20 protein-coding genes, 3 tRNA genes and 1 other RNA gene are annotated in these 26,579 nt (G+C 40.1%); 8 read left to right on the top strand and 16 right to left on the bottom strand.

Features of this window, described 5'->3' with window-relative positions; translation table 11 throughout:
* Window positions 1–10 precede the first annotated feature (10 nt).
* Entirely contained in the window at window positions 11–244 is a 234-nt protein-coding gene (locus G7B18_RS06440; RefSeq protein ID WP_164108965.1) for a hypothetical protein, read from the bottom strand.
* Window positions 245–356: 112 nt separating this feature from the next.
* On the opposite strand from G7B18_RS06440, the gene dprA reads away from it, so the two are divergent.
* From dprA to accD, 3 genes are all read left to right on the top strand, one after another.
* Window positions 357–1,457 (top strand): DNA-processing protein DprA, encoded by a 1,101-nt coding sequence (gene dprA / locus G7B18_RS06435; RefSeq protein ID WP_164108966.1) that lies wholly within the window; start codon window positions 357–359, stop codon window positions 1,455–1,457.
* A 190-nt stretch (window positions 1,458–1,647) separates the two neighbouring features.
* Window positions 1,648–1,745, top strand: an RNA gene (ffs, locus tag G7B18_RS06430) — signal recognition particle sRNA small type.
* 224 nt (window positions 1,746–1,969) lie between these two features.
* The gene (gene accD, locus G7B18_RS06425) at window positions 1,970–2,812 is read left to right on the top strand and encodes an acetyl-CoA carboxylase, carboxyltransferase subunit beta (RefSeq protein ID WP_164108967.1); all 843 of its coding nucleotides are present in this window, start codon (window positions 1,970–1,972) and stop codon (window positions 2,810–2,812) included.
* Window positions 2,813–2,844: 32 nt separating this feature from the next.
* On the opposite strand, the gene G7B18_RS06420 is transcribed toward accD, so the two are convergent.
* Window positions 2,845–3,192, bottom strand: a complete 348-nt coding sequence (locus G7B18_RS06420) for a hypothetical protein (protein WP_164108968.1) — start codon at window positions 3,190–3,192, stop codon at window positions 2,845–2,847.
* A 265-nt stretch (window positions 3,193–3,457) separates the two neighbouring features.
* Here G7B18_RS06420 and G7B18_RS06415 point away from each other — a divergent pair, with 265 nt between their 5' ends.
* Window positions 3,458–3,793, top strand: coding sequence for a MerR family transcriptional regulator (locus G7B18_RS06415; RefSeq protein WP_164108970.1), 336 nt, complete (start codon window positions 3,458–3,460; stop codon window positions 3,791–3,793).
* Here G7B18_RS06415 and fbp read toward each other — a convergent pair.
* The 4 genes from fbp to mutS are packed head-to-tail and all read right to left on the bottom strand — an operon-like array spanning window position 3,788 to window position 8,701.
* On the bottom strand, window positions 3,788–4,795 hold the full coding sequence (fbp, locus tag G7B18_RS06410) for a class 1 fructose-bisphosphatase (RefSeq protein ID WP_164108972.1): 1,008 nt from the start codon (window positions 4,793–4,795) through the stop codon (window positions 3,788–3,790). The two genes, G7B18_RS06415 and fbp, sit on opposite strands and share 6 nt — an antisense overlap.
* Window positions 4,796–4,831: 36 nt before the next feature.
* Window positions 4,832–5,326 (bottom strand): metallophosphoesterase family protein, encoded by a 495-nt coding sequence (locus tag G7B18_RS06405; RefSeq protein ID WP_164108975.1) that lies wholly within the window; start codon window positions 5,324–5,326, stop codon window positions 4,832–4,834.
* A 27-nt stretch (window positions 5,327–5,353) separates the two neighbouring features.
* Window positions 5,354–6,061 (bottom strand): tRNA1(Val) (adenine(37)-N6)-methyltransferase, encoded by a 708-nt coding sequence (locus G7B18_RS06400; protein WP_164108976.1) that lies wholly within the window; start codon window positions 6,059–6,061, stop codon window positions 5,354–5,356.
* Between the two features lie 33 nt (window positions 6,062–6,094).
* Window positions 6,095–8,701: a DNA mismatch repair protein MutS gene (gene mutS / locus G7B18_RS06395; RefSeq protein ID WP_164108978.1), complete on the bottom strand. Its 2,607-nt coding sequence runs from the start codon at window positions 8,699–8,701 to the stop codon at window positions 6,095–6,097.
* A gap of 100 nt (window positions 8,702–8,801) precedes the next feature.
* Between mutS and mtgA the strand changes: the two genes are divergently transcribed.
* The gene (gene mtgA / locus G7B18_RS06390; RefSeq protein WP_164108981.1) at window positions 8,802–9,530 is read left to right on the top strand and encodes a monofunctional biosynthetic peptidoglycan transglycosylase; all 729 of its coding nucleotides are present in this window, start codon (window positions 8,802–8,804) and stop codon (window positions 9,528–9,530) included.
* 280 nt (window positions 9,531–9,810) lie between these two features.
* Here the strand turns inward: mtgA and G7B18_RS06385 are convergent, their stop codons facing one another.
* A complete protein-coding gene (locus tag G7B18_RS06385) occupies window positions 9,811–10,893 on the bottom strand; it encodes a lactonase family protein (protein WP_164108983.1) in 1,083 nt (360 codons plus the stop codon).
* A gap of 317 nt (window positions 10,894–11,210) precedes the next feature.
* Between G7B18_RS06385 and G7B18_RS06380 the strand changes: the two genes are divergently transcribed.
* Window positions 11,211–12,581 carry a peptidylprolyl isomerase gene (locus G7B18_RS06380; RefSeq protein WP_164108985.1) on the top strand — a complete coding sequence of 457 codons (1,371 nt, stop codon included), beginning with the start codon at window positions 11,211–11,213 and terminating at the stop codon, window positions 12,579–12,581.
* A gap of 58 nt (window positions 12,582–12,639) precedes the next feature.
* Here the strand turns inward: G7B18_RS06380 and G7B18_RS06375 are convergent, their stop codons facing one another.
* From G7B18_RS06375 to G7B18_RS06340, 8 genes are all read right to left on the bottom strand, one after another.
* Window positions 12,640–13,509, bottom strand: coding sequence for a YybH family protein (locus G7B18_RS06375; RefSeq protein ID WP_205600172.1), 870 nt, complete (start codon window positions 13,507–13,509; stop codon window positions 12,640–12,642).
* 24 nt (window positions 13,510–13,533) lie between these two features.
* Complete coding sequence (gene cysS / locus G7B18_RS06370) at window positions 13,534–15,006, bottom strand: cysteine--tRNA ligase (protein WP_164108987.1); 1,473 nt, start codon at window positions 15,004–15,006, stop codon at window positions 13,534–13,536.
* Between the two features lie 31 nt (window positions 15,007–15,037).
* Window positions 15,038–16,342 carry a ribosome biogenesis GTPase Der gene (der, locus tag G7B18_RS06365; RefSeq protein WP_164108989.1) on the bottom strand — a complete coding sequence of 435 codons (1,305 nt, stop codon included), beginning with the start codon at window positions 16,340–16,342 and terminating at the stop codon, window positions 15,038–15,040.
* 184 nt (window positions 16,343–16,526) lie between these two features.
* Window positions 16,527–18,239, bottom strand: coding sequence for a RagB/SusD family nutrient uptake outer membrane protein (locus tag G7B18_RS06360; protein ID WP_164122221.1), 1,713 nt, complete (start codon window positions 18,237–18,239; stop codon window positions 16,527–16,529).
* 15 nt (window positions 18,240–18,254) lie between these two features.
* A complete protein-coding gene (locus G7B18_RS06355) occupies window positions 18,255–21,260 on the bottom strand; it encodes a SusC/RagA family TonB-linked outer membrane protein (RefSeq protein ID WP_240452785.1) in 3,006 nt (1,001 codons plus the stop codon).
* A gap of 344 nt (window positions 21,261–21,604) precedes the next feature.
* Window positions 21,605–21,676: transfer RNA gene (locus G7B18_RS06350), tRNA-Met, on the bottom strand.
* A 41-nt stretch (window positions 21,677–21,717) separates the two neighbouring features.
* A tRNA-Met gene (locus G7B18_RS06345) sits at window positions 21,718–21,789 on the bottom strand.
* A gap of 80 nt (window positions 21,790–21,869) precedes the next feature.
* Window positions 21,870–21,941: transfer RNA gene (locus G7B18_RS06340), tRNA-Met, on the bottom strand.
* Window positions 21,942–22,143: 202 nt separating this feature from the next.
* Here G7B18_RS06340 and era point away from each other — a divergent pair.
* Both era and G7B18_RS06330 read left to right on the top strand, forming a co-directional pair.
* A complete protein-coding gene (gene era, locus G7B18_RS06335) occupies window positions 22,144–23,022 on the top strand; it encodes a GTPase Era (protein WP_164108993.1) in 879 nt (292 codons plus the stop codon).
* A 98-nt stretch (window positions 23,023–23,120) separates the two neighbouring features.
* The gene (locus G7B18_RS06330) at window positions 23,121–24,734 is read left to right on the top strand and encodes a Na+/H+ antiporter (protein WP_164122219.1); all 1,614 of its coding nucleotides are present in this window, start codon (window positions 23,121–23,123) and stop codon (window positions 24,732–24,734) included.
* Between the two features lie 10 nt (window positions 24,735–24,744).
* On the opposite strand, the gene uvrC is transcribed toward G7B18_RS06330, so the two are convergent.
* Window positions 24,745–26,559 (bottom strand): excinuclease ABC subunit UvrC, encoded by a 1,815-nt coding sequence (gene uvrC, locus G7B18_RS06325; RefSeq protein ID WP_164108998.1) that lies wholly within the window; start codon window positions 26,557–26,559, stop codon window positions 24,745–24,747.
* Window positions 26,560–26,579 lie beyond the last annotated feature (20 nt).

Raw genomic sequence — 26,579 nt, 5'->3', positions numbered from 1 at the left:
AACGTCTAAGCTAACTATCGATTTCCTCAGAAATTCGCTTACCGATAAGATTGACCTCTTCATCCATTCCAAACATAGGCAAACCAGTTTCTGGATGTAACTTCAACCACTGGGTATCTGTATCTTTAATAATCTGAACGTACTCCTTACCGTCCTTAAAAACGGTATAGGTATCTTTTTCATCTGGAAAAACTGAGTACACAGTATCTCCGATCTCTATATCAAAAGGCTCTTGCATTTCCATTATTTCCTGCTTTTAAACATCAAAGTTAATAATATCAATGTAGTAATACCTTATACTTCGGAAGAATTCTATTGGATATCTAATAGAATTTGCTTAAATTTAGGTACCGATTATGAACAGACTAGATAAAATTGCCTTAACAAAAATTAAGGGAATAGGCTCCAAACTGAGCCGAAACCTTTTGAACCACTGTGGATCAGTAGATGTTATTTTCAATAGTTCGAAAAAAGAGTTACTGTCCATCCCCGGCATTGGACCTGCTGCAGTTGACAGCATCTTATCTAAAAGTTATATAGAAGAAGCCGAAGCCGAATTAGCATTTATCGAAAAACACCATATTGAAGCTATTTGGATAGAAGATGACAAATACCCACGCAGGCTCAGAAACTGTGAAGACGCCCCTATATTACTCTATTATAAAGGTAATGCAACACTCAACCCCTCTCGGGCTGTCAGTATTGTAGGCACGCGCAATGCGACACACTATGGCAAGCGCATATGTGAGCAATTGATTGAAGGACTCCAAGCACTCGACGTACAGGTCATCAGTGGTCTGGCCTATGGTATAGATGTGTTGGCGCACCGACATGCAGTCAACCAGCAAATCCCAACAATCGGCGTATTAGGGCATGGTCTAGACCGTATTTACCCCGCTACTCATCGGGAGATCGCCTCTAAAATGTTGGATAATGGGGGATTAATAACCGAATTCCCTTCCGGTACTAATCCAGATAGGCAAAATTTCCCGATGCGTAACCGGATTATTGCCGGCCTGTCCGATGTGACAATTGTAATCGAAGCCGCTATGAAAGGTGGAGCGCTCATCACCGCTGAGATCGCTAACAGCTACAATAGAGATGTCTGTGCATTTCCGGGCTCTGTAGAGCAAGAATACTCTGCTGGATGCAACTACTTGATAAAGACAAATCGAGCGCACCTCATACGCCATACTGATGACCTGTGTTACCTGATGAATTGGGAAAAAGCTCCTAGCAAAACCGAAAAACAACTCATTATCACGCCTCCGGATTTAAGTCGTGACGAGCAAAAAGTTCATACCTTTCTTACCGACCAAGAACTTGAACAAAGCACAATAGACCAGATTGCGAACTACTGCGATTGGCCCCAAAGCAAACTAGCAATCATTTTATTGGAAATGGAAATAAAAGGACTTCTACTCTCCTTACCAGGAAAAGTATTTAAATTAATCTAACATAGACACTATTATCCTGTTATTTATAGACTCCAATTATTTCCATTTATTGGTTTATATTGGAGTATTACATGCTCAGCAGTAAGTATAACCACAACAAAATATAATTCTTTTCAGCTGACTATCAAGAACGTATGATTTAATCGGATTTAAGTTTTTTGTAAATGGTTTTTTTTCCTACTTTTGTGGTGGGTAAGTCCTTTACGACCAGCTCCCATTGACTCCCCCAGGTTGGGAACAAAGCAAGGGTATTTGGTTGAGCGGTGCGATAAAGGGAGCTTACCCATTTTTTTTGCCCAAAATTTACCTCCCCTAAACTTCAACCAAAATCATCCATTCATTTTTCTTGAAACACCGACCAAGTACGTTAAAATCCGTTCAAGTACCTTATAGCTAGCGTACTCCAAGGACTAAGTCGGTGCATTCCTACTCCAATTATCACATTAGCTATCATTAACTTTTAAGTTTTAACTTTCTTTTCGTTTATTTGTAGTTCGAATTAACACGAGTATATGAGTTGGTTTAAACGCAACAAAGCTGGTATCAATACCGCAACAGAGAATAAAAAAGAAGCACCCGATGGCATGTGGAATAAATGTCCATCCTGTAAAAAGCCTCTTTTGAACTTAGAACAAATCGAAAACAACTACGTTTGTCAATATTGTGGTTACCATATCCGGATAGGGTCAGCCGCCTATTTCTCTATTTTATTAGATGATAACGTCTTTACCGAACTGTTCCCTAATTTAACAGCAGGAGACCCTTTACATTTTGTAGACAGCAAACCGTACAGCGAGCGATTGGTTGAAAGCCAAGCAAAAACAGGCTTAAAAGATGCTCTTCGGAGTGCTCACGGTAAGCTAGATGGCCAAGATATTGTTATTGCCTGTATGGACTTTAACTTCATAGGTGGTTCTATGGGCTCTGTCGTAGGCGAAAAAATAGCCCGCTCAATCGATTACTGTATCGAACATAAACTACCTTTTATGTTGATATCGAAATCAGGTGGAGCGCGCATGATGGAAGCGGCATTTTCATTAATGCAAATGGCAAAAACTTCTGCGAAATTAGCCCTTTTGAGTCAAGCAAAACTCCCTTACATCTGTCTCTTAACGGATCCAACGACAGGTGGTGTTACAGCCTCCTATGCGATGCTAGGGGATATTAATATCGCTGAACCAGGCGCTCTCATTGGATTTGCAGGACCCCGGGTCATCAAAGAGACAATAAAGAAGGACCTACCTAAAGGCTTTCAAACTTCTGAATTTGTTTTAGAACATGGATTTTTAGACTTTATTGTTGATCGTAGACAACTTAAAGAGAAGGTTTCTACATTTTTGAAACTTGTCAAATAAAACTTTACCGCTAATAAAAAAGCGCTTTTTTATTAGCGGTAATACTTCGTAAAACTCCATACTTTTCTATTCTTCCTATAATCCAAATCCCCTTCATTGAAATAGGCTTCCCGCTCAAAGCTTATGTTCCTATAGGCACGGTGGAAATCCCGACAGTGCACAAGTTGAATCAAAAATTCGAGTAGATAAAGTATATAGAATGGTAATACCAATAATTCTAAAGCCTGCTTTATATGTATCTGCTCATGATTAATTAACACCATATCTTCGCCTAGCTTTTTTGTTTTTACAAAAATAAAAGGAAAAATAGTCACAGCACTCGCTCTACCCGCTGAAAACAAATGTGTAAGAAACGAGCTAACAATTACTTTGCCTTTCATATTCATATAGTTTATTTTTCAACAATCAACAGCCAACTTGATGTCCCAAACCGAATACAGCGAGCGTATGAAATAATTACATTTATTCGTGTTGGCCCAGTCAGTACTACAGCAAAATTTCATAAAACAAAAATATACAAACTGATGAAAAGAACCTATAGACCGTACAGAGTACGTAAACAAACGTTGTTTTTTTTAATTAGGTATTCGTGAATGCCAAGCATTTTGTCTAAGTTTGTTACTGGTTCAAAACAGATTATTTAGTATGCCTTATAAAGAACGTGAAATCAACAAATTGTATTATACAATGGGCGAAGTAACCAAGATGTTTGACGTGAACGCCTCTCAGATACGTTTTTACGAACGCGAGTTTGATATTCTTCAACCCAAAAAGAATAAAAAAGGAAATAGGTTATTTACACAAAATGACATCGCTAATCTTAAAATAATCTTCAACTTAGTCAAAGAAAAAGGCTATACTTTACAAGGTGCCAGAGATTATTTACGCACGAATAAGACGGAAGCAAAAGAGAACCAACGGGTTGTTGATTCTCTAGAGCGATTGAAATCTTTTTTAATGGAAGTAAGGGATAGTTTATGATTTATCCATAAACTCCAAAACTTTATTCACCATATCTGTGCTACCCAATATGGCTGGCACGCGTTGATGAAGCTCTTCCGGTACAATTTCCAGTATTCTTTGCGTACCTGTAGTAGCCTTCCCCCCTGCCTGTTCTATAATAAAAGCAATTGGATTACATTCATACATCAATCTTAACTTACCTTTTGGCTGTAACGATGTCTGTGGATAGATAAAGACACCACCCAAGAGAAGATTTCTATGAATATCTGCGACCATGGAGCCAATATAGCGTGATGTGTACGGACGGTTGCTTGCAGCATCTTCCTCTTGACAATATTTGATATAATTCTTTACACCTTGTGGAAACTTCAGGTAATTACCCTCATTGACCGAGTAGATATGCCCTTGAGTAGGAATTTTCATGTTTGGGTGTGACAGGCAAAACTCACCTATAGAAGGGTCTAATGTAAATCCATTAACTCCCTTTCCCGTTGTATAAACCAACATGGTTGAAGATCCGTAAATGATATAACCAGCTGCCACCTGTTGTAAGCCTGTCTGTAGCAAGTCTTCCTGAGTCAAGGCCTCACCGACCTGACTAATACGGCGATATATCGAAAAGATAGTTCCGACAGAGACATTTACCTCTATATTCGAACTGCCATCCAGCGGATCTATACAAACAATGTACTTTGCGTTTTTAGAGATTCCGGCATCCGTTAGTTCCACCCCTTCTTCTTGTTCCTCGGACGCCACAAAACAGCACTCTCCCCCGTCTTTTAGCGCAGCTATAAATTGTTCATCGGCATAAACGTCTAACTTCTTTTGATTTTCTCCAAACACATTGGTACCACCAACTGTACCTAAAATATCGACCAACCCAGCTTTGTTGACCTCACGGTTGACAATCTTAGCTGCAATTCCGATATCGCGCAACAATCGGGACAACTCTCCTTTTGCATACGGAAAATCCGTTTGCTTTTCAATAATAAACTGACCTAAAGTTTTTAAGGATTTCATAATTTATTTTTATAAAAAACAAAAATATGAAAATATTTACCGATTAAACAACTCTATTATTTCCAAATTATCAATTTTACCTAAATTAAGTTCAAACCGCATCAAGGTACGTACTTTATGCCAGCCTTGTTTTCCTGCTGCACCCGGGTTTAAATGCAATAGAGCAAGTTTTGGATCATATTGAACCTTTAGAATATGCGAATGTCCACAAATAAATAATTTAGGAGGATTTTCTAAAATTGTTGGTTTGACTGCCGCTGCATAACGTCCGGGGTACCCCCCGATATGTGTCATCCAAACATCCACCCCTTCGCAATCGAAGCGTAAGTGCTCAGGACATTCGACTCGAATATCTTTCCCATCTATATTCCCATAGACCCCCCTAAAAGGCTTAAATGATTTCAACTGGTCTATAACAGTTGTGTTACCAAAATCACCTGCATGCCAGACTTCATCACAATTTTCAAAATGCTTGAACACGGCTTCATCCAGGTAACTGTGTGTGTCGGATAAGAGACCTATCTTCTTCATATTATCCTTCTATTGGGATTTGTATTATTAAAATGCTAGAAAAAATGGCTTTAGAAGGGACTGATAATCCTTCGAATAAACTCCTTTCTGATGGTAAATCACAAAGTTACTAAATTGTTGGTAATCACTTTCTGTTTTGCTAAAAGTCAAAACTTTACGAATAATCTCCGTATTACTAAACGACTGCACATTGACCGCTCTAATTAAGGTCAGCTCTTCCGAATCCGTATAGACTTTAATCTCGTCACTCAGATCCGTAGGCAGAATGAGTTGTAAGGTTCCACCCTCGACCAACCGCTCTTTGGAGAAACGTATCAATCGTTTAAAAAAAGTCAAATCAGTATGACGTGCTAACCGTTTGCGTTGATCAGGATTATGAAGCGTATTTATATAAAATGGCGGATTACTCACAATAAGATCATACAAAGCACTGGACTCCAACGTTCCGAAATCGCCATAATACGCGGTCATACGATCTGCAAACCGTGATTTCATGAAATTTTCTTCACTTCTTAAAAAAGCTACTTTATCAATATCTATAGCATCCACCTGGGCATTAGGAAAACGCTGCGCTAACATCATCGCTATCACTCCAGTACCCGATCCGACATCAAGGATCCGAGCAGGGTGCTCTGCTACGGCTAAGGCACCCAACAAAACCCCATCTGTATTGATTTTCATTGCGCAGCCCTCCTGATTTACTTCAAACTCTTTAAACTTAAACACCGATCCCATAGACTGCAAAAATTACCTTTAAATACGTATACCCTAATTTTTCAACAACCGCTGTATCTCGTCCAGTTTCATAAGTGCCTCTACTGGCGTCAACGTATTAACATCTAGATTATTCAACATATCCCTGATTTTCTCCAAGATAGGATCGTCGATCGCAAACATTTGCAACTGGTATGCCTGCTTTTGGATTTTACGCATACTGTCTTTAATTTTCTCGCCACCTGTACGCTCCTGCTCCAATCTTTTTAAAATTTCATTGGCCCTACCGATCAAACGTGGTGGCATCCCGGCTAATTTGGCTACATGTATACCAAAACTATGTTCAGAACCTCCCGGCACAAGTTTACGTAAAAAGATTACCTTATTATTCACCTCCTTGACAGATACGTTAAAATTTTTGATACGAGGCATAGATGTACTAAGCTCATTCAATTCGTGATAATGCGTAGCAAATAGCGTCTTGGCCCGTGTGGATGGGTGTGTATGTAGAAACTCCGCAATAGCCCAAGCTATAGAAATACCATCATAAGTACTCGTCCCCCTTCCTATTTCATCCAATAGAATCAAACTTCGGTCGGATAGATTGTTCATAATACTCGCGGTCTCGTTCATCTCAACCATGAAAGTAGACTCTCCCGAGGTGATATTATCAGATGCCCCTACACGCGTGAAAATTTTATCCACGAGACCGATATGCGCTTCCTTGGCCGGCACAAAACTTCCTATCTGCGCCATCAGAACGATTAATCCAGTTTGCCGTAATAACGCCGACTTACCAGCCATATTGGGACCTGTGATAATAATGATCTGTTGTGTCTCCGGATCTAAGTAGGTGTCATTGGTGATATAATCTTCACCTATTGGAAGATTTCGCTCGATCACAGGATGACGTCCACCTTTGATATCTAGAATCTTGGCATCGCTGATCTCTGGCTTAATATAATAGTTCTGCTCAGCAATAACTGCAAAATTAAGCAAGACATCCAATTTAGCAATCAACTGTGCATTCAGCTGTATTGGCTTTATATATTCACTTATGGCAATCAGTAACTCACCATAGATACGGTTCTCAATTGCCTGGATTTTCTCTTCGGCACCTAAAATCTGTTCTTCGTACTCTTTAAGCTCCTCTGTAATATATCGCTCAGCATTTACAAGTGTCTGTTTTCGTATCCAAGATGTCGGAACCTTGTCTTTATGTGTATTTGTCACTTCTAAATAGTACCCAAATACATTATTGAAAGCTATCTTTAAGGATGGAATCCCGGTTGCTTCGGATTCACGTCGTTGTATCTCCAACAAGTAGCCCTTGCCGCCAAAGGCAACTTTACGTAATTTATCCAGATCTTCATCAACGCCATCCGCTATGACATTTCCTTTATTTAGTGCCACGGGTGGCTCAGCTTGAATCGTTTTCTCTATTTTGTCCCTAATAATAGAACAGGGATTCAACTGTTCTGAAATCATCGCTAACGATTCAGAAGCTTTAATATTCGTCAAAGTCTTTAATTTCTCGACAGCATATAAAGAACGTTTCAGTTGAGATATCTCTCTGGGATTAGCCTTTTGCAACCCGATCTTACTGATCAATCTTTCTAAGTCACCGACCTGCTTAATCTCACGCACCAGTTCATCCCGCAATTCCCGATTTTGATAAAAATAGTCGACGACATTCAGTCGTTCTTGTATTGACTTCTTATCTTTTAATGGCATTACAATCCAACGCTTTAACAAACGTGCCCCCATTGGTGAGGCTGTCTCATCCAATACATCGGACAGTGTAATCGCATTTTCATTTGCCGAACCAATAAGTTCTAAATTACGAATCGTAAAACGATCCAGCCACATATAGCGATCCTCCTCAATCCGAGCAATATGTGTGATATGTTGCAAGTTACGGTGTTCAGTTTCATTTAGGTAGTGCAAGGAGACTCCGGCAGCAATGATCCCAGTAGGCATGCGATCGATCCCAAATCCTTTCAATGACTTTACCTCAAAATGTTTCAACAAACTTTCTTCGGCATAATCGCCAGTATACGGCCACTCTTCCAGCGAGTAAGTATAATACGGACTACCAAATTGCGAAACAAATTCTTTAGCCTGCTTACGTGGCATAATCACTTCAGTAGGTTTAAACCCCTGCAGTAACTTGTCGATATAATTGGCATTTCCCTGTGCTACCAAGAACTCTCCGGTCGAAATATCTAAAAAAGAAATTCCAATCGAGCTTTTGTCCATATAGACAGAGGCTAGGTAATTATTGGATTTTTGCTGTACGATATTGTCGTTGTAAGATACCCCCGGTGTGACCAATTCTGTAACCCCTCTCTTGACGATTGTTTTTGTCTGTTTAGGGTCTTCTAACTGATCGCATATCGCGACCCGTTGTCCCGCACGTACCAATTTGGGCAAATAGGTTTCGAGCGAATGGTGTGGAAAACCAGCTAGAGCAGTCTCGGATTCGGAACCATTTCCACGCTTAGTCAAGACAATACCTAATATACCGGAAGCTTTGATCGCATCCTCGCCAAAAGTTTCATAAAAATCACCTACACGGAATAGTAATAATGCACCAGGATACTTCGTCTTAATACTATTGTATTGCTGCATTAGAGGGGTTTCTTTCTTTGCCTTTGCCAATGGGAATCTTTTTTTGTTGAGGTGTAAAAATAAGAGAATTGTGGGGATTTGGCAAGGTCTCTCTTTTTATTTAGGTTTGCATCGAAATTCAGTTTAGGTCATGGCAATAAAACGTAGTAACTACAAAAAAAAGAAAACAGTACCCGTAGAATGGAAAGCACAATTAAAAAAATGGTCGATCCGTATTATCGGCGGCTTTTTCGTACTGACTATTTTCTGGGTACTGTGTCTTAAGTTTATAAATCCACCTATTACCTATCTGATGCTAAAAAGAGGCTTCCAATGGCAGGCCGACGGTAAAGGCTTTAAAATAGAAAAAGACTGGCTGCCTTATGATGAGATATCAAACAATTTAAAAAGAGCAGCCCTAGCCGGCGAAGACGCACATTTCATGACGCATAACGGATTTGACACCAATGCCATCAAACAGGCCTTGGAGAAAAACAAATCCGGGAAGCCTTTACGTGGAGGTAGTACGATTAGCCAACAAGTCGCCAAAAATGTATTTCTATGGCCCGAACGCTCTTGGTTGCGAAAAGGTCTTGAAACGTATTTTACGTTTCTCATCGAGATCCTATGGAGTAAAAAACGCATCCTTGAAGTCTATCTTAATGTTATTGAAATGGGACAGGGGGTCTACGGAGCTGAAGCTGCATCGCATTATTACTACAACAAATCAGCTAAAAGCTTAACGAAGAAGGAAGCAGCATTAATTATCGCTATCCTTCCCAACCCTAGACAGTGGGATGCACGACGTCCGTCAAACTATGTCAATTCAAGGGCAAATAGTATTGTACGCTACTTAGGTCATTACGATATACCCGAATAAAACCGGTGTATTAACTTTAGTTCAACTGTCGTTTTGTTTATTATCAAACCCTTTTTAACTGTTTCACCCTTATGCCGGGTAGGCAATTACTTTTTATTCATTAGCATCTGCCTTCAAGGCATTCATGAACACTGCGTGATTTCCGAAAAAAGTAATCAAAAACTCGCCGCTGTACCGTATTGGCACAATGGTAGTGCTTCATCCTACTATAGCCAATCCGCTAAGGCGGCATTTGAATAAAATGCACAGCTTGTAGACGAATCAACTCTGGTTAATAGATTTAATAAATGACACAAACAGGCTTTTGCACAGATATCATTGAAGAACCCACCGCATGAAGCGTACCTTTTTTAGGATTGCGTTTGAAAACGGTTATCGCATTGCTTACCTGATTCGTTACGAACACCCACTTGCCACTTTTCGAGATGTTTAAATTTCTGGGAGAAATCCCTCCTGTAGAGGTAATATCTTTTACCCGTAAAGACTTATCTTTTAACACTTCATAACATACTATCACGTTGGCATCACCTCGGTTTGTAGCATACACGTACCTTCCATCTTTGGAGATCTTGATATCGGCGGCACCATGCTCACCCAGGAAACCTGTTGCATAAATAGGTAGGATCTGTGTGTTTTTCCATTCACGTCCTTTCTGTTGGAATACAGCTAACTCTCCTGTCAACTCTAATACGGAATAAATAGTCTTCGCATCAGCAGCGACTACAAGGTGCCTCGGTCCTCCCCCTTTTTTTACAGCTATGGTATCGAGACGATGCAAAGCAAATCGACCTGCCTCTTCTTTTACTTCATAAACATAAATCAAATCAGCTCCTAAATCAGAGACAAAAAGCTTTTTCCCATCTTTTGAGAAAAAAGCGGAATGAATATGGGATTTCAATTGTCGTTCTTGATTAATGCTGCTTCCATCAAACTGAATGAAATCCTCTTGCTGAGCCAGACTTCCATCTTCCCGAATAGAAAATAAGATAAGGGAGCCACCGGAATAGTTGGATACTACAAGTACAGGTAAATTGGGGCTAACGGCCACATGACAAGGATGTGCCCCCCTTGTAGGCAATTGATTTAAAAGAGCACCCGTTTTCAGATCCACCGCTGAGACCATCCCTTCATTGTCTTCGTTCACAGCATATAGTACTTGTCCATTTTTTGCCAAAAAAGATGGATTGCTCATTCTCAGCGTGGACTTAAAATTTGCTCGTCCGTTAGATTCGTCAAATTCATAACATTGTACACCGTCACTTCCCCCTATTCCGGTATACGTGCCCACATAAAGGCTTGTCGTCTGCGCTACTACGGTAGGAAACAAACCAAAAGCTAATATACTAGAGATAAATAATGCCATCTTCTTCAAATCAAACATATTTCAGTCAAGTTAAAATTCGTTAAAAACCATGTTTACGCTCACCAAAAAGCTATATTCGTAAAAAAATGTCAGACAAAGCTGGAATATAAAACCTTAGAATGATTATTCAGGTGAAAAATACAACTTTTACAAATTATTCTGATATTTTTGTAAACAAATATTGAGCTACAATCACATGAAATACCCATGTAGTATATGCTATACAAACTCGCATAAAAACACTTTGGATATTCCATATAGCCGCTAAAAGACAAACCGATCCCTCAACTGACGGATCATGAAATAATTTTTTACAAATGAAAAAAATCTTAGGGATATTCCTTGTTCTATCGACATATTTCTCACCTGTCATTGGACAAGATAAACTAGTAGACCGCGTAATCTCGACCGTAGGATCAAGTCATATATTACAATCGGATCTGGAACTGGAGTACACACAGTTTCTAGCTCAAGGAAATCCTCCTAACGACAAGATAAAATGTTATATACTTCAGCAATTGCTAACGCAGAAGCTATTAGCACAACAAGCCGTAATTGACTCTGTCGAAGTATCCGAAAGTGAGATTGACGATCAGCTGAACTTCCGTATTCGCTCGATGATTCAAAAAGCTGGCGGCAAGGAACGATTGGAAGAATTTTTAAACCGGTCTATCCTACAGCACAAAGAAGAAATGCGTCCAGCTGTAGCCGAGCAGTTAAAAGGGAACAAAATGCAGGGACAATTGGTTTCTAAAGTAGATGTAACACCTCAAGAGGTGAAAAAATATTTCCAAGGTCTAAATGCAGACAGCTTGCCTTATTTCAATACGGAAATTGAATATGCGCAATTGGTTATCAACCCTGTTTTGACGAAAGAAGAAAAAGAACAGTTCCGCACAAAAGCAGAAGGCTACAGAAAGCAGATATTGGACGGTTCCGACTTTGGAACCATTGCTCGTTTTCACTCTGAAGATGGTTCGGCTCCCTATGGCGGTGAGCTTGGTTTCAGCACACGGGACGCTTGGGTAAAGGAATTTTCGGCACAAGCGTTTAGACTAAAAGCCGGAGAGATATCCCCTGTATTCGAAACACAATTTGGATTCCATTTTCTTCAGGTCCTAGAGAGACGTGGTGAAGAGGTCAATGTACGTCATATCCTTGTGAAAACTAAACCTACACAGGCTGCCCTCAACCGTGCCAAGGGTAAAATAGATAGTATATACAATCTTATTGTTGACTTAAAGAAAATGAACTTCAATACCGCGGCATCGATATATTCGGATGATAAAGAAACCAAATATAATGGTGGTGTTGTTACCAATATGGAAGATCGTTCTACATTGATCCCTGTTGATCAACTAGATGATGTCGCCGTATTTAATGCTATTGACCCACTTAAAGAAGGGGATGTTTCTAAAGCTACTTTGTATACAGATAAAAGGACCGGCGAAACCTCTTATCGTATTTATTATCTTAAATCAAGAATAGCTCCGCATAAAGCAAACTTGGATCAGGACTTTGCTAAGATCAAAGAAGCTGCACGTCAGGACAAAGTAAACCGTACCCTGAGTGAATGGTTTGAGTCCCGAAGAGAAACCACTTACATAGACATAAATCCCGAGTTCATGTCCTGCGACGAATTAAAGGTCTGGGTCAACGATAAAGACAAAATTGCTAAAGGCAATTAATAGAACAAGAAGGGGAAAGTTAAACTTTCCCCTTCTTGTTCTATTAATTCATTATATTTTATCGCTCAAACAACATCTCGAGAATAACCCGCCATTGAAAATCATCTTTTAGCTGCCATACCCGAATATAGTTGAACTTAACATCCTTTTCTTTGGAATGGACCATTGCAGTACCCAAAGAATATGCAAACTCTCCGCTATAGGCCCTCCCCACATCAGTAGGTTCTGTGACGATGTCTATCCGTTGTTTCTTGAGAAAAGACAATACATTCTTCTTGCCAGAAATTTCTTCTTGCCAGGGGTAGTAAAAACGAACATCATCAGCTAGAAACTCAGAGTAAGCAGCATCGTTATTTGCTTTTAGTACAGTAGAAAACAATTGATCTGTGGACATCACGATATCCTCTCGCTGCTGAAGACGTACCTTCGAGCGATGCTTTAAATACCAAGAATCATCCGGTTCGTGATACCACAACTCCTTAGCGGCATTCTTACCATAATTCTCCACTTCGGCACGTAATTCAACCTTCCAGTCTCCTTTTTTACCACGTTTCCAAATCGTCAAGTATTGACCATTACGCTTTACTGCTCCAACCTTTTGGAATTCCATCTTACCGGAGGTAACTCCCCACTCCAAGCTCTTGGAAACAACGGCAAAATTGGGATCCCAAGATAATACATCGGGAATATTCGGTCGGTTGTTCAGATAGTTAAATGCATTTACGGCCGATGGCACATAAAAAACGGACTCCTTATCTATGATTGACGAAAAAGCCGCATGGGGTGACTGTGTCCTAGAGATAGTCGCCGCATTTCTATCGGCTGCAATCAACCCTCCCACCTTGTCCGGCAACTGGGCAAATAGTGCCTGCGCCGGCAACATCAAACAACTAAGGGATATGCTGGTTAAAAACCTATTATACTTCATTTAAAACAATTTGAACCTACAATATCAAATCTTATTCCAAAGTGTTCCTTCCTTACTATCTTTCAACTGAATTCCAATTGCAGACAGTTCTTGCCTGATACGATCGGAGGTGGTAAAATCTTTATTTTGCTTCGCTTCATTTCGAAGGCTAATCACCAATTCCATCAAGTCATCCATACTCTGATTATCCCCCACAATCTGATCATCTTTTAAGCCCATAATATCAAATACAAACTCTTGCATCAGTTGCTTTAGGGAATCCAATGTTTGCACGTTGACCTGTTGCTTACCATCGTAAATAGAATTAATAAGGCGTACAGCATCAAAAAGCTCAGCTATTAATATCGGACTGTTAAAATCATCATCCATTGCAGTATGACAACGCTTCCGCAGCTCGTCCAGATCCACGTCTATCTTTGTCTTACCTGCCGGCGTAATTTTATCCAACAGCGCTATAGCAGACATTAGTCTTTTGTATCCCTTTTCTGCAGCATCTAGAGCCTCGTTTGAAAAATCCAGTGTGCTTCTATAGTGCGCTTGCAACATAAAGAAACGAACAGCCATTGGAGAATATCCCCTTTCAAGAAGTGGATGGTTACCAGTGAATAGCTCTCCCGGTAGGAATCCATTTCCTGCTGACTTGGACATACGTGCTCCATTTACAGTCAACATATTTGTATGCATCCAATATTTAGCAGGTTGAACGTGATTACATGCCTCAGATTGAGCGATTTCGTTGGTGTGATGTGTAGCTGCCAAATCCATTCCGCCGCCATGTATGTCAAATTGATCACCAAGGTACTTACGACTCATTGCCGAACACTCTATATGCCAACCAGGAAATCCTACACTCCATGGTGCAGGCCACCTCATGATATGCTCAGGTTTGGCTTTGATCCACAAGGCGAAATCCAACCGGCCACGCTTTTCATCCTGTCCCCCTAATTCACGGGTATTATTTAACATATCCTCTAGATTACGGTTGGTCAGGACCGTATAGTTATGTTCTTTAACATATTTATCGACGTCAAAATACACCGTTCCATTTACTTCATAAGCATACCCATTCGCCATGATCTGCTTAACCATCTCGATTTGTTCGGATATATGTCCTGTTGCAGTTGGCTCTATACTGGGCGGCAAGGTATTGAACATGCGCAACACATCGTGGAATCCCAGCGTGTATTTCTGCACAATCTCCATTGGCTCCAATTGCTCCAACTTAGCTTTCTTTGCAAATTTATCATCACCCTCATCATTATCGCCTTCTAGATGCCCTGCATCAGTGATATTACGTACGTATCGTACTTTATAACCTAAATGCAAGAGGTACCGAAAGATCAGATCAAAGGACACAAAAGTTCTACAATTTCCCAAATGTACATCCGAGTAGACAGTAGGTCCACATACATATATACCGACAAGATTAGGATGAATAGGTTCAAACTTTTCCTTTTTGCGCGTTAGGGTATTGTATACCGATAGATTGTGTTGCATATAAAAACAGATAATATATGGAGTGATCTAATTATTTTTGTCTGAAATACACTTGAATAGGAACGCCATTAAAATCAAAGTGCTCCCGTAATTTGTTTTCTACAAACCGTTTATAAGGATCTTTAATATACTGAGGCAAGTTACAGAAGAAAGCAAACATCGGACTACGGCCTGGTAACTGAGTTGCATACTTAATCTTAATATACTTCCCTTTGATCGCTGGAGGAGGATAGTTTTCTATAATTTCCAACATCACATCATTCAATTTGGACGTAGGGATCTTCTTCGTCTTGTTCTGGAAAATTTCCATTGCTTTTTCCACAACTCTAAAGATACGTTGTTTCTCCGTAACAGAAGTGAACAAGATAGGCACATCTGTAAACGGAGCGATCTTCTCTCTTATTCGAGCTTCGAACTCTTTCATCGTCTTGTGGTCTTTTTCGATGGTATCCCATTTATTTACCACAATAAGAATTCCTTTTTTATTCTTCTCCGCTAAATGAAAAATATTAATATCCTGTCCTTCTATCCCATCGTTGGCATCCAGCATCAAAACTACAACATCGGAATCCTCCAAAGCTTTGATCGTCCGCATGACCGAATAGAATTCTATATCTTCATTTACCTTACTTTTACGTCGAAGTCCAGCAGTATCTATCAGCAAAAACTCGTGTCCAAACTGATTGTAGTGGATACGGATAGAATCTCTCGTGGTACCTGCGACGTCTGTAACAATATTTCTATCCACACCCAATAATGCATTGGTCATAGATGACTTTCCTACATTTGGACGACCTATGATCGCGACTTTAGGTAGTGGTGTATCTTCTTCCTCTTCTTCGTCTGGAAAGTTGGAAACTACCGCATCCAACAACTCTCCGGTGCCCGAACCGGTAGCCGAAGACACATTATAGATTTCGCCCAAGCCGAAAGCGTAAAATACTGCGGAATCATGGTGTAATTTGGCATGATCCACCTTATTAGCTACGACATATACAGGTTTGGATGTGCGACGTAATAGGTCAGCTATCTCATCATCCAGATCGGTGATCCCGGTCGTTACATCCACCATAAATATAATGACGGAAGCTTCTTCGATAGCAATGTGCACCTGGTCACGTATGGCTTCTTCAAAAACATCGTCGGATCCGTGTACAAAACCACCGGTATCGATTACAGTAAATTTTTTACCGATCCAATCTGCGACTTCATAGTGACGGTCACGTGTCACGCCACTAAAGTCATCTACTATCGCTTTACGACTCTCCGTCAAGCGGTTAAACAAGGTCGACTTCCCTACGTTGGGGCGACCTACAATTGCAACAATGTTTGCCATATCTTATATATTTTTTTTCTCGCGCGTTACCATCTCGGCAACTAATCTTTTATTAAACAATAAATAGAAGCGACAAAGTTACGTAAAATCAGTGGTATTATTCTTTTCAATAACGCATTAAAACAGAGAGCTCCGTAGGAAACCTATGGAGCTCAAAAGGAAGTAATATGATATTTACAAGTTATTAATTACTTGTTGGGTTTTGTGTCAAAGGCCCCGGATAAGAGTTAATTGCAGATTGCGGGATATAATAGACCACACGAAAATCTCTTGCGGTGATTTCCTCTGCTTGATTGTGAGGCCCAGGATATCTCCTCGTCAATGACTTTCCATTTCTGAACACATCGTAACTACGCTCAGCTTGATAAGCCAACTCCAATTGACGTTCTTTGTCGATACGCTCACTTGCATTACTCGCATCCAATGAAGCGTAACCTCCATTTACAATAGAACGGTTACGGATCAGGTTCAAGTCCGACAAAGCTGCTCCATAATTATTCAATTTAGCATAAGCCTCTGCACGATTTAAGTACACCTCACCCAATCGGCTGATAACTGGAGAATGCAGATGGGAATCCTCTCCCTCTCTAGAACTTTTCGTTATATAGAATTGAGGATAAACACGATTTAAAGAAATGAAATTGTCAATTACACCTTTATAGGTCTTTCCATCTTTATAATCTACAGAATATATTCCTTGAGCAGCATCCACAGCCTTCAAGGTATAAGTTTCATTTCCTCGTTTCGTACTAACTACACTACCGGTACGAACTACGGTATCTTGAATGTAGTTCTGAGTATTAGCATTATCATCTACTATAAAACGAAAAACCTCCAAATATTTGCCCGTCTTATCTTTTGCATATGTGGGCTCGATAAATGAAGCCCGAGCATCTACGATCTTATAACTGTCAGGTCGCCAATCATTGCGTCCTGTCTCATTCAATAAATCAATATATTTCGCGCTAGCGTACATCTCTCCCCAGCCCATGCCACCGATATTGGCATACATACCACCTACACCGTAATAGTGATCATACCCCGAAAACTCAGACGCCACGCGTTTGATTGCAAAAATCGTCTCTTTATTGTTTTCTGGCGTAAATGTATTATACTTCATAAAGTCAGCACGTGACAATAAGCTGTATTTTCCAGAGTTAATTACTTTGTCTGCATAATCAACGGCCAACTGTGCATACTCTCTATTCGGATTGTCATAGGTACCACTCATATACAGATACACTCGAGACAACATGGCTTGAGCTGCACCTTTTGTAGCCTTGATATGATTTTGACCATCACCAATCAGTTCCTCAGCCCGCTTTAAATCCGCTACAATCTGTTCGTAAGTCTCTTTGACCGTTGAACGATCAGGAAGCGTCATATCCAACACATTATCCGGTGTACCATTTACAATCGGCACCCCTAAATTCGTTTCTGGACTTTGATAATAGGGTCTTCCATAGGCGCGTACTAAATAAAAGTACAGCATCCCACGAACATAGTAGCACTCGCCTAATTTACTATCAATTTCAGCACTTTGCCCTTCTTTAATCATTTTTATGATATTCGAAGACTGTGCAATAGCTTTATAACTTGCATCCCAAAACTGAGACAACCGCCCATTATTAGGCGTTCGGGCATATGATATAAATTCATAGAAAGCATCTGTAGAAGATCCCCGAATCATCATATTATCTCCAGCATACTCACCCGCACGGTGCATCGGATCTGACCACGCCTTTAATTGCGCGTAGGTTCCATTCAGAAGACCATCTAGAGCTGCCTCTGGATCAGCAACTATACGATCAGAATCCATTGATCCATACGGCAAACGCTCTATATCACAAGAGGCAAAGGTAGCCGAAACCAATAATGCTATAAATATCTTTTTCATGTTCTATTCTTCTTTTTAAAATGAGACGTTTAAACCAAACATATACTTACGTGTTGCGGGGTATACCGCCGGTCCAGTTGATGACAATACGGAACCATCATTTGCAGGCAATTCCGGATCGACCCCCGAATAATTTGTTAAGACAAATAGATTTTCACCCGAGAAGAACAAGCGTACATTTTTAACACCATATTGGTTCAATTTCAAATTATATCCTAAAGTCAGTGAGCGCAAGCGTAGAAAATCATTTTCTTCTATATAGCGTGAAGACACCTGATTTCCCTTATCTTGATTGTTGTATTTGGCAATAGGGTGTGTTGCTACATCACCTGGCTTCTCCCAGCGATTCCAGCCATCCATCAGTTTCATCTGGTTGCGATCCGTATAAGTACCATCCGAATCATATTCTTGACGGGAATAGTTGTAGAAATTACCCCCTATCGAGTATCCGAACGTCGCTCCCAAGTCAAATTGCTTGTATTGTAGTGCCGTAGAAAAACCACCAAATAACTTTGGAGAAGATTTTCCCAATTTTTCAATTGTCGCTTTTGAATAATCAGAAGTTGTCTCACGAGAAGTTTCATTCCCCTCAGCATCTCTCTTTACGATATACCACATTGGAGCACCATTATCTGGATTTACCCCGGCCCATTCTTTCAAATAGTATGTATCGACAGCGCGCCCGGGCTCTAACACGTATTGAGCAGATCCTGCAATATTTGAACCATCTCCGATAAACTGAGGTTTAACAGAATATGAACCATCCCCATTACGAGTAGGGAATAAATCAATCAACTTATTAACATTATGTCCTACATTCACATCCAAACTCCACAACCAGTCATTAGTTCTGATGATATCTCCACCAATACTTACTTCAAGACCTTTATTGTTCATTTTCCCAATATTTCGATATATCCTCGTAACCCCAGTTAATCCGCTGATCGGTACGTTATACAAAACATTGTCGGTATCTTTATCGTAGTAGTCTACCGTTGTACGAATACGATTATTCAGGAATGTCGCATCAACCCCAATACCTGTTGTCATTGTTTTCTCCCAAGTCAAGGCCTTGTTGCCAATATTTGATATTAAAGTTCCTGGCAGTCCATTGTAATTCTGAGTAACTGAATACAAATTATATTGCGGATATAAGGCGCTTGGTCTATTACCTGTAGATCCGTAAGATGCACGCAATTTCAACGTATTTACCCAAGGCGCATTAAACCAACTTTCATTATGTATATTCCAACCACCACTAAAAGAGAAAAAATTACCGTATTTTGCATTATCTCCAAAATTTGAGGCTCCGTCACGACGCAACGACGCTTCTACCAAATAGCGATTATCGTAAGTATAGTTCGCTTTAGAGAGCAAAGACTGAACAGCCCACTCATTGATCCCTCCTTTTGTTCTTTCAGGCTTGCTTACCACATCTAAAATCTCAAAACCAGGAATAAAGCCCGTACCATAAACATCTAGACTCTTAGACCAATAGTCGTTAAATTCATATCCCCCAACAGCAAACAACGTATGTTTACCCCAAGACTTGTTCACTGTCAACATTTGATTGGTATAACGTCGAGCTACTTCATTTCGATAATCGGTAATCCGACCTTGAACACTCAGTCCTCCATTCGACCTCGGATCCGTATAACCGGCACTGGCATCATTAATATAACGGTAATTATTTACTGAGTTAAAGGTTAACCAATCTGTCAATTTAACCACAAAATCCAAATTACCCATTAATTCATACTTGACACCAGAGGAATGATCCCATTGCAAATCGTACAAATAATTGGTACTCGCGCTGTTCACCCAGTTACTCGAACGGTGTGGCACTAAATTACCCTCTGCGTCATAGGGACTATCCCACGGCAGATTAGAATACATTGCCCCAACGGAATATTCCCGGTTTTCCACGCCACGACGTGATCCCACAACTGAAGGCTTAATTGTCAACCAATCAAATGGCTTATATTCCTGATTAAGGCGAACATTATATCTTTTATAATCATACCCTTTTACGGCCCCTTTTTCATCATACATCCCTACTGATAAATAAGAACGTAACTTTTCAGTCCCACTGGAAACAGAAATATTATGATTTTGCACAAACCCATTTTGAGTTGCTAAATCCCACCAATCAAAATTACTATTTCGCAACTTTTCATTCCAACGGGGGAACTTGATTGTATTAGCATTTGAGAATGAAGCATAATAGTCATACAACTCCTCTCCATTCATTACCTCAAGGTTACCATTTGTCAACTGGTTGAAGCCTATTCTTGTGGAGAAGGTAATATCAGACACGCCTGATTTTGCACGTTTCGTAGTCACAACAACTACCCCATTCGCACCTTGTGAACCATAGATCGCTGTAGAAGCGGCATCTTTCAATACCGTCATTGTCTCAATATCATCGGGATTCAAATCTCCAGCACCAGATCCTACAATAACACCATCAATAACCCACAAAGGACTTGTACTACCATTCAATGTAGCCTGACCACGAATAACAACAGCACCACCTGATCCTGGACGTCCTGAACCAGGAGCCACAAAAGCTCCAGACACTTTGCCATTCAACATATTCTCTACGTTGGGCGTAGTGACATCACGAAGTTTCTCCCCAGAGACAACTTGCAGCGCGCCAGTCAAACTTTCTTTTTTTTGAACCCCATATCCAACAATCACAACTTCTTCCAGTTCTTCACTCGATTCTACTAATGTTATCAGAATCGTTCCTCCCACAATTTTCCGTTCCACAGTTTCATGGCCGACAGCTGTTACAATCAAAGTCTGCCCCGGCACCGCCGAGATAGAAAAATTACCATCTTGGTCAGATGAAGTAGTCAACGTTGAATTTTCCTTCACTGTAATTGTTGCACCACTCACAGAACCTGAACTGGAGGTTATCTTACCAGTAATCTTTTGCTGGCCTTCCTCCACGCGAATACTTAGCTCCGAGGCAAAGGTATTCGCTCGGATCGAACTAGGTGTTATGAGAGCTAACATTAAGGCTGATGTAATCGGATAAAATCCAGTTACAAAAAAAGGCCTTGAAAAACATTTTTTCATAAATTTTAATTTAAGGTACTCGGTAAACTAGTCAGATACCACAATCTAGTTTTATGGATCCAAATTAACTTAATGTTACAGAATTAAGAATTTCACGATAACATCAAACGTTTGCGTAAATTAAACAATCGTTTGCATTAACAATCAAAAAGTTACAAGCCCCCCCAAAAAAAAGCCAATTGAGACATATATTTATAGATAAAAGACAAATTTAATTACATAACAAACTTTATATCTAAACACAAAAAAAGCCTAATCTTTCGATTAAGCTTTCTACTTAGTAGCGGGGACCAGACTCGAACTGATGACCTTCGGGTTATGAGCCCGACGAGCTACCACTGCTCCACCCCGCAATATGTTTTTTAAAAGCCAAGTAGGCACTTGGCTTATTTAGTAGCGGGAACCAGACTCGAACTGATGACCTTCGGGTTATGAGCCCGACGAGCTACCACTGCTCCATCCCGCAATATATTTTATTTACTTTTCAAGATCCGTCTGTCTATCAAGTATTTTTTATCTAAAGCATCGCGCTTTAGTGTTTTTTAGTAGCGGGGACCAGACTCGAACTGATGACCTTCGGGTTATGAGCCCGACGAGCTACCACTGCTCCACCCCGCAATATATCTTTATTGCTTTTGAGATTCGACCCAATGTTCACCAGCTGGCGAATTTAAGCCTGATGAGTTAAACTAACCCCATCTCTCCACTTTTCTTATTTCAAATCTTTGTTCCTGTTGTCAAAATCAAATATTATTTACTCCCTTAATTGGAGTACAAAGATATTATTTGTTTCTTTGTAAAACAAATAAAAAGCAAAATAATGTCGCACAAAGCTGGATTCGTAAGTATCATTGGTAAACCAAACGCAGGTAAGTCTACGCTAATGAATGCTTTAGTAGGTGAAAAAATGTCTATCATCACACCAAAAGCACAAACCACCCGTCATCGTATTATGGGTATAGTCAACGATGAAGATCATCAGATTATCTTTTCGGATACTCCGGGCGTGATCGTTCCCAAATATACGTTACAAGAATCTATGATGAATTTTGTACAGGGCTCGTTGATAGATGCAGATATTATTTTATTTGTTACGGACATTCACGAAAAATATGACGAGAATGACGTCATAGACAAATTACGCAATAGTTCTTCCCCAGTAGCTGTATTAATTAACAAAATTGATAAATCTTCGGAAGAAGAAGTACGAGAAAAGATCGAGTTTTGGAAAGAGAAACTCAATCCGGAAGCTATATTTGCGATGTCTGCTTTATTAGGATACAATGTCCCTCCGATACTCAGCTATATCAAAGAGAAACTCCCGATACACCCTCCGTATTACGAGAAGGATGAACTTACAGATAAATCCATGCGTTTCTTTGCTTCAGAGATGATTCGGGAAAAAATCTTCAAATTGTATGACAAAGAGATTCCTTACAGTACAGAAGTGGTTGTAACCTCCTACAAAGAAGAAGCTAAAATAACACGTATAGCGGCTGAAATCATTGTAGAGCGGGATTCACAGAAAAACATTCTAATAGGTAAAGCCGGATCAATGATCAAAAAAGTGGGCACCTATGCGCGCCAAGACATCGAAGAGTTTATTGATGGAAAGGTATTTCTGGAACTCTTTGTTAAGGTAATCCCCGATTGGAGATCTAAGAAAAATCACTTAAAACGATTCGGATACGAAGACTAAAACATACAAATGCCAGTATTTTTTTACTGGCATTTTTTTTTCGAAAGAAAAAGCAAAGAAACTAATTACTATTTTTAGTTAATAAATGGTTTTATTGCATGATACACGATTATCTATTAACCACTATCGGCGTACTATTCAGCGTGATGATGTTAGTACTATTAGGTCAAAAACTAAAAATAGCCTACCCAATATTTCTTGTTATCGCCGGACTACTGATCAGCCTCGCTCCCGGTATGCCCCACATTCGAATTCACTCCGATCTTATTTTTCTGCTATTTCTTCCCCCCATCCTATTCGAAGCAGCATGGTTTACTTCTTGGAAGGATTTTCACAATTGGCGGAAACAAATATTTTCTATGGCTTTTGGACTCGTGTTCATCACCTCCTTGGTTGTTGCTTATGTATCATCTTCTTTAATCCCGGGACTTACACTTGCTATGGGCTTCCTTTTAGGAGGCATAAACTCACCTCCAGACGCCGTTGCAGCAACTTCCATCTTGAAACATTTAAAAATCCCCAAAAAGATAACGAGTGTTTTAGAAGGAGAGAGTTTGATCAATGATGCGTCTAGTTTGATCGTTTTCAAATTTGCTTTAGCCGCAGTAATGACCGGCCAGTTTGTAATGCAGGAAGCAATATCTGACTTTTTTATTATGGCCCTAGGCGGAACTGCCATAGGTTTACTTATCGGGGCTTTTGCAGGCTTCGTCCTCCGCAAAATGCCCTCAAACTCGAATATTGATACGGTATTTACTTTATTGGTCCCTTATATCGTCTACATCGTAGCCGAACACTATGGCTTCTCAGGTGTACTGGCCGTAGTATCTGCAGGCCTATTCATGTCTTATCATGCCGACTGTTACCTCAGTCATACCTCGCGGCTTCAAGCAACCTCCGTCTGGGCAGTCGTCATATTTCTGATGAACGCAGCCGTATTCATTCTTATAGGATTAGAACTCCCTGTTGTTATTGCTCATATGCAGCATCACACAATCAAACAGGGCATTTACTATGCCGTTATACTCAGTCTTGTCATCATCCTAGTCCGTATAGCTTACAGCTTTATGGTTACTTATATCCCTTGGTACCGTTCCAAACTTAAGAACAAGAACCTCCCAAAACCGGATTGGAAAGAGCCCTTAATCATTAGCCTCGCGGCTATGCGCGGAGTGGTCTCTCTAGCGGCGGCTTTATCCATTCCTACTTTATTACCCAACGGTGAAGTTTTTCCACATCGTAATATTATATTATTCGTAACATTTGTAACCATTTTGATTACTCTAGTGGGGCAGGGCTTACTTCTTCCGTGGTTATTACACCTACTAAAAGTCGAAGATCAAGGCACAGGAATTTCTCCCGACAAACAGGAAATTATTGTTCAAAAGAGAATCAAACAAGCCTCCTTGAATAAATTAAAAAATGATTATTCCCAAGAAATAGAAAACAATGGTCTCGTGCGACATTACAAACATCGTTTGGAAAACGAAATCGCCATGCTGGAAGATAAAAACATCTGTACTGCAGGCCCCAGCAACTTTACGATTGACAAAGCCGAAAGCCGACAGATTATTCGGGCGCTTATCCAGGAAGAACGAAATGAATTACGTTTAATACGGAAAGAGAAAACCTTTGAAGACAGCGTATTACGGAATATTGAAAACCAGCTCGATTATGACGAAGTAAAAATAACTGGCTTTCAACACACTTAATAGCTTCAAATCAGCTCTCTGAAGGGGCTTCAAAATATGTCCGAAGTGCCTTTAGTTGCTTTGCATTTAATACCGCTGCTAAACTTTCATCAGATTGCTCTTTAATCCGTTTGACCGACTTGAACACCTTAAGAAGCTTTTCAACAGTTGTCTTACCGATGCCCGGGATATTCTCCAGTTCCGACACAAAGGTCTTGCGACTGCGTTGATTTCGATGAAAGGTAATACCAAAACGATGCGCTTCATCCCGAAGATGTTGGATCACACGTAATGTCTCTGATTTTTTATCCAGGTACAACGGATACTGGTCACCCGGATAATAAAGTTCTTCTAAACGTTTAGCGATCCCAATTACAGTAAGTTTTTTTTCGATCCCTAGCAACCTTAAACTTTTCAGTGCGGCCCCAAGCTGCCCCTTTCCGCCATCAATTATGATCAACTGAGGCAGTTCTTGATTTTCATCCAACAGTCGCTTATAGCGCCTAAAAACAGCCTCCTCCATTGTCGCAAAATCATTCGGCCCTTCTACGGTCTTCACATTAAAATGCCTATAGTCTTTTTTAGACGGCTTTCCATCCTTAAAAACGACGATAGCTGATACCGGGAAATTACCTTGGATATTCGAGTTGTCAAAACACTCAATATGTCGAGGCAGTACATTCATCCGCAGATCTTTTTGCATCTGATTTAACAGGCGCTCAGTTTTTATCTCAGGATTTAGCTTTTCATACTGTAGCAATCGTTCCTTCTTAAAATACGCAACATTCTTCAACGAAAGGTCCAATAGCTTTCGCTTATCACCCGATTTAGGCACAAAAAACGTGACATCGGGCGAAAAACCTTCGATCTGCATATCAAAGGGTACTATAACCTCGCGCGAAATACTCTTGTATCGATTTCTGATCTCAGGGATGGCAATTGCCAGAAGCTCTTCATCCGTTTCATCCAATCGTTTTTTCATTTCCAACGTTTGCGTCTGAATCACGACACCATTCATGACCTTCAGGAAATTAACGAAAGCGTAGCTCTCGTCAGAGGCAATGCTGAAAACATCAATATTGGTAATCGACGAACTGACAACTGTTGATTTGCTCTGGTAATTGTCCAGTTTATCCAACTTTGTCTTCAAAATATGAGCTTCTTCAAAATTTAGCGCTGCGATAGCATCATTTAATTGCTCCTTAAGTCTTGACGTCACAACACCTATCTTACCGTTCAGAATATCTTTAATACTTTCTAGGTTCAGATTATACTCCCCCGTATTCTGCAATCCTTCACAAGGACCTTTGCAATTACCTATCTGATACTCCAAACAGACTTTGTACTTCCCTTTGGCAATATTTTCCGGGGCTAAATTCAGGGAGCAGGTCCTCAAAGGGAATAACTCCCGAATGGTATCGAGGACGATATGCATCATACTGATCGACGCATAAGGACCGTAATACTTTGACCCGTCCTTTATATATTTACGTGTCCAGAATACACGGGGAAAAGCTTCATTCTTTATCACAATCCAAGGATACGTCTTATCATCCTTAAGCATGACGTTGTATCTTGGCTTATGCTTTTTGATTAAGTTATTCTCCAGAAGCCAAGCATCAATCTCCGTATCTACAATGGTAAAGGCGATACGCTGTATCTTCCGTACCAGAACCTTCGTTTTTGAGTTCAGTTGGCGATCATTCACAAAATACGAACTCACACGATTCTTTAAATCCTTGGCCTTTCCGACATATATTAATACATCATCTTTATCAAAATATTGATAAACCCCAGGCTTATGTGGGATTCGCTTTAATTCGATTTTATAGTCAAATGAACTCATTATTTATCCATACTATTTGC

Source organism: Sphingobacterium sp. xlx-130 (assembly GCF_011007405.1).
GTDB lineage: Bacteria > Bacteroidota > Bacteroidia > Sphingobacteriales > Sphingobacteriaceae > Sphingobacterium > Sphingobacterium luzhongxinii.
The sequence above is the reverse complement of the archived record's forward strand: the minus strand, read 5'-3'. Positions and strand labels throughout refer to the sequence as shown.

What these genes read in the sequence shown, in the direction of transcription:
- G7B18_RS06440 (WP_164108965.1), bottom strand. Translation starts at nt 244, where the DNA reads ATGGAAATGCAAGAGCCTTTTGATATAGAGATCGGAGATACTGTGTAC.
- dprA (WP_164108966.1), top strand. Translation starts at nt 357, where the DNA reads ATGAACAGACTAGATAAAATTGCCTTAACAAAAATTAAGGGAATAGGC.
- accD (WP_164108967.1), top strand. Translation starts at nt 1,970, where the DNA reads ATGAGTTGGTTTAAACGCAACAAAGCTGGTATCAATACCGCAACAGAG.
- G7B18_RS06420 (WP_164108968.1), bottom strand. Translation starts at nt 3,192, where the DNA reads ATGAAAGGCAAAGTAATTGTTAGCTCGTTTCTTACACATTTGTTTTCA.
- G7B18_RS06415 (WP_164108970.1), top strand. Translation starts at nt 3,458, where the DNA reads ATGCCTTATAAAGAACGTGAAATCAACAAATTGTATTATACAATGGGC.
- fbp (WP_164108972.1), bottom strand. Translation starts at nt 4,795, where the DNA reads ATGAAATCCTTAAAAACTTTAGGTCAGTTTATTATTGAAAAGCAAACG.
- G7B18_RS06405 (WP_164108975.1), bottom strand. Translation starts at nt 5,326, where the DNA reads ATGAAGAAGATAGGTCTCTTATCCGACACACACAGTTACCTGGATGAA.
- G7B18_RS06400 (WP_164108976.1), bottom strand. Translation starts at nt 6,061, where the DNA reads ATGGGATCGGTGTTTAAGTTTAAAGAGTTTGAAGTAAATCAGGAGGGC.
- mtgA (WP_164108981.1), top strand. Translation starts at nt 8,802, where the DNA reads ATGGCAATAAAACGTAGTAACTACAAAAAAAAGAAAACAGTACCCGTA.
- G7B18_RS06385 (WP_164108983.1), bottom strand. Translation starts at nt 10,893, where the DNA reads ATGGCATTATTTATCTCTAGTATATTAGCTTTTGGTTTGTTTCCTACC.
- G7B18_RS06380 (WP_164108985.1), top strand. Translation starts at nt 11,211, where the DNA reads ATGAAAAAAATCTTAGGGATATTCCTTGTTCTATCGACATATTTCTCA.
- G7B18_RS06375 (WP_205600172.1), bottom strand. Translation starts at nt 13,509, where the DNA reads ATGAAGTATAATAGGTTTTTAACCAGCATATCCCTTAGTTGTTTGATG.
- cysS (WP_164108987.1), bottom strand. Translation starts at nt 15,006, where the DNA reads ATGCAACACAATCTATCGGTATACAATACCCTAACGCGCAAAAAGGAA.
- der (WP_164108989.1), bottom strand. Translation starts at nt 16,342, where the DNA reads ATGGCAAACATTGTTGCAATTGTAGGTCGCCCCAACGTAGGGAAGTCG.
- G7B18_RS06360 (WP_164122221.1), bottom strand. Translation starts at nt 18,239, where the DNA reads ATGAAAAAGATATTTATAGCATTATTGGTTTCGGCTACCTTTGCCTCT.
- G7B18_RS06355 (WP_240452785.1), bottom strand. Translation starts at nt 21,260, where the DNA reads ATGTTAGCTCTCATAACACCTAGTTCGATCCGAGCGAATACCTTTGCC.
- era (WP_164108993.1), top strand. Translation starts at nt 22,144, where the DNA reads ATGTCGCACAAAGCTGGATTCGTAAGTATCATTGGTAAACCAAACGCA.
- G7B18_RS06330 (WP_164122219.1), top strand. Translation starts at nt 23,121, where the DNA reads ATGATACACGATTATCTATTAACCACTATCGGCGTACTATTCAGCGTG.
- uvrC (WP_164108998.1), bottom strand. Translation starts at nt 26,559, where the DNA reads ATGAGTTCATTTGACTATAAAATCGAATTAAAGCGAATCCCACATAAG.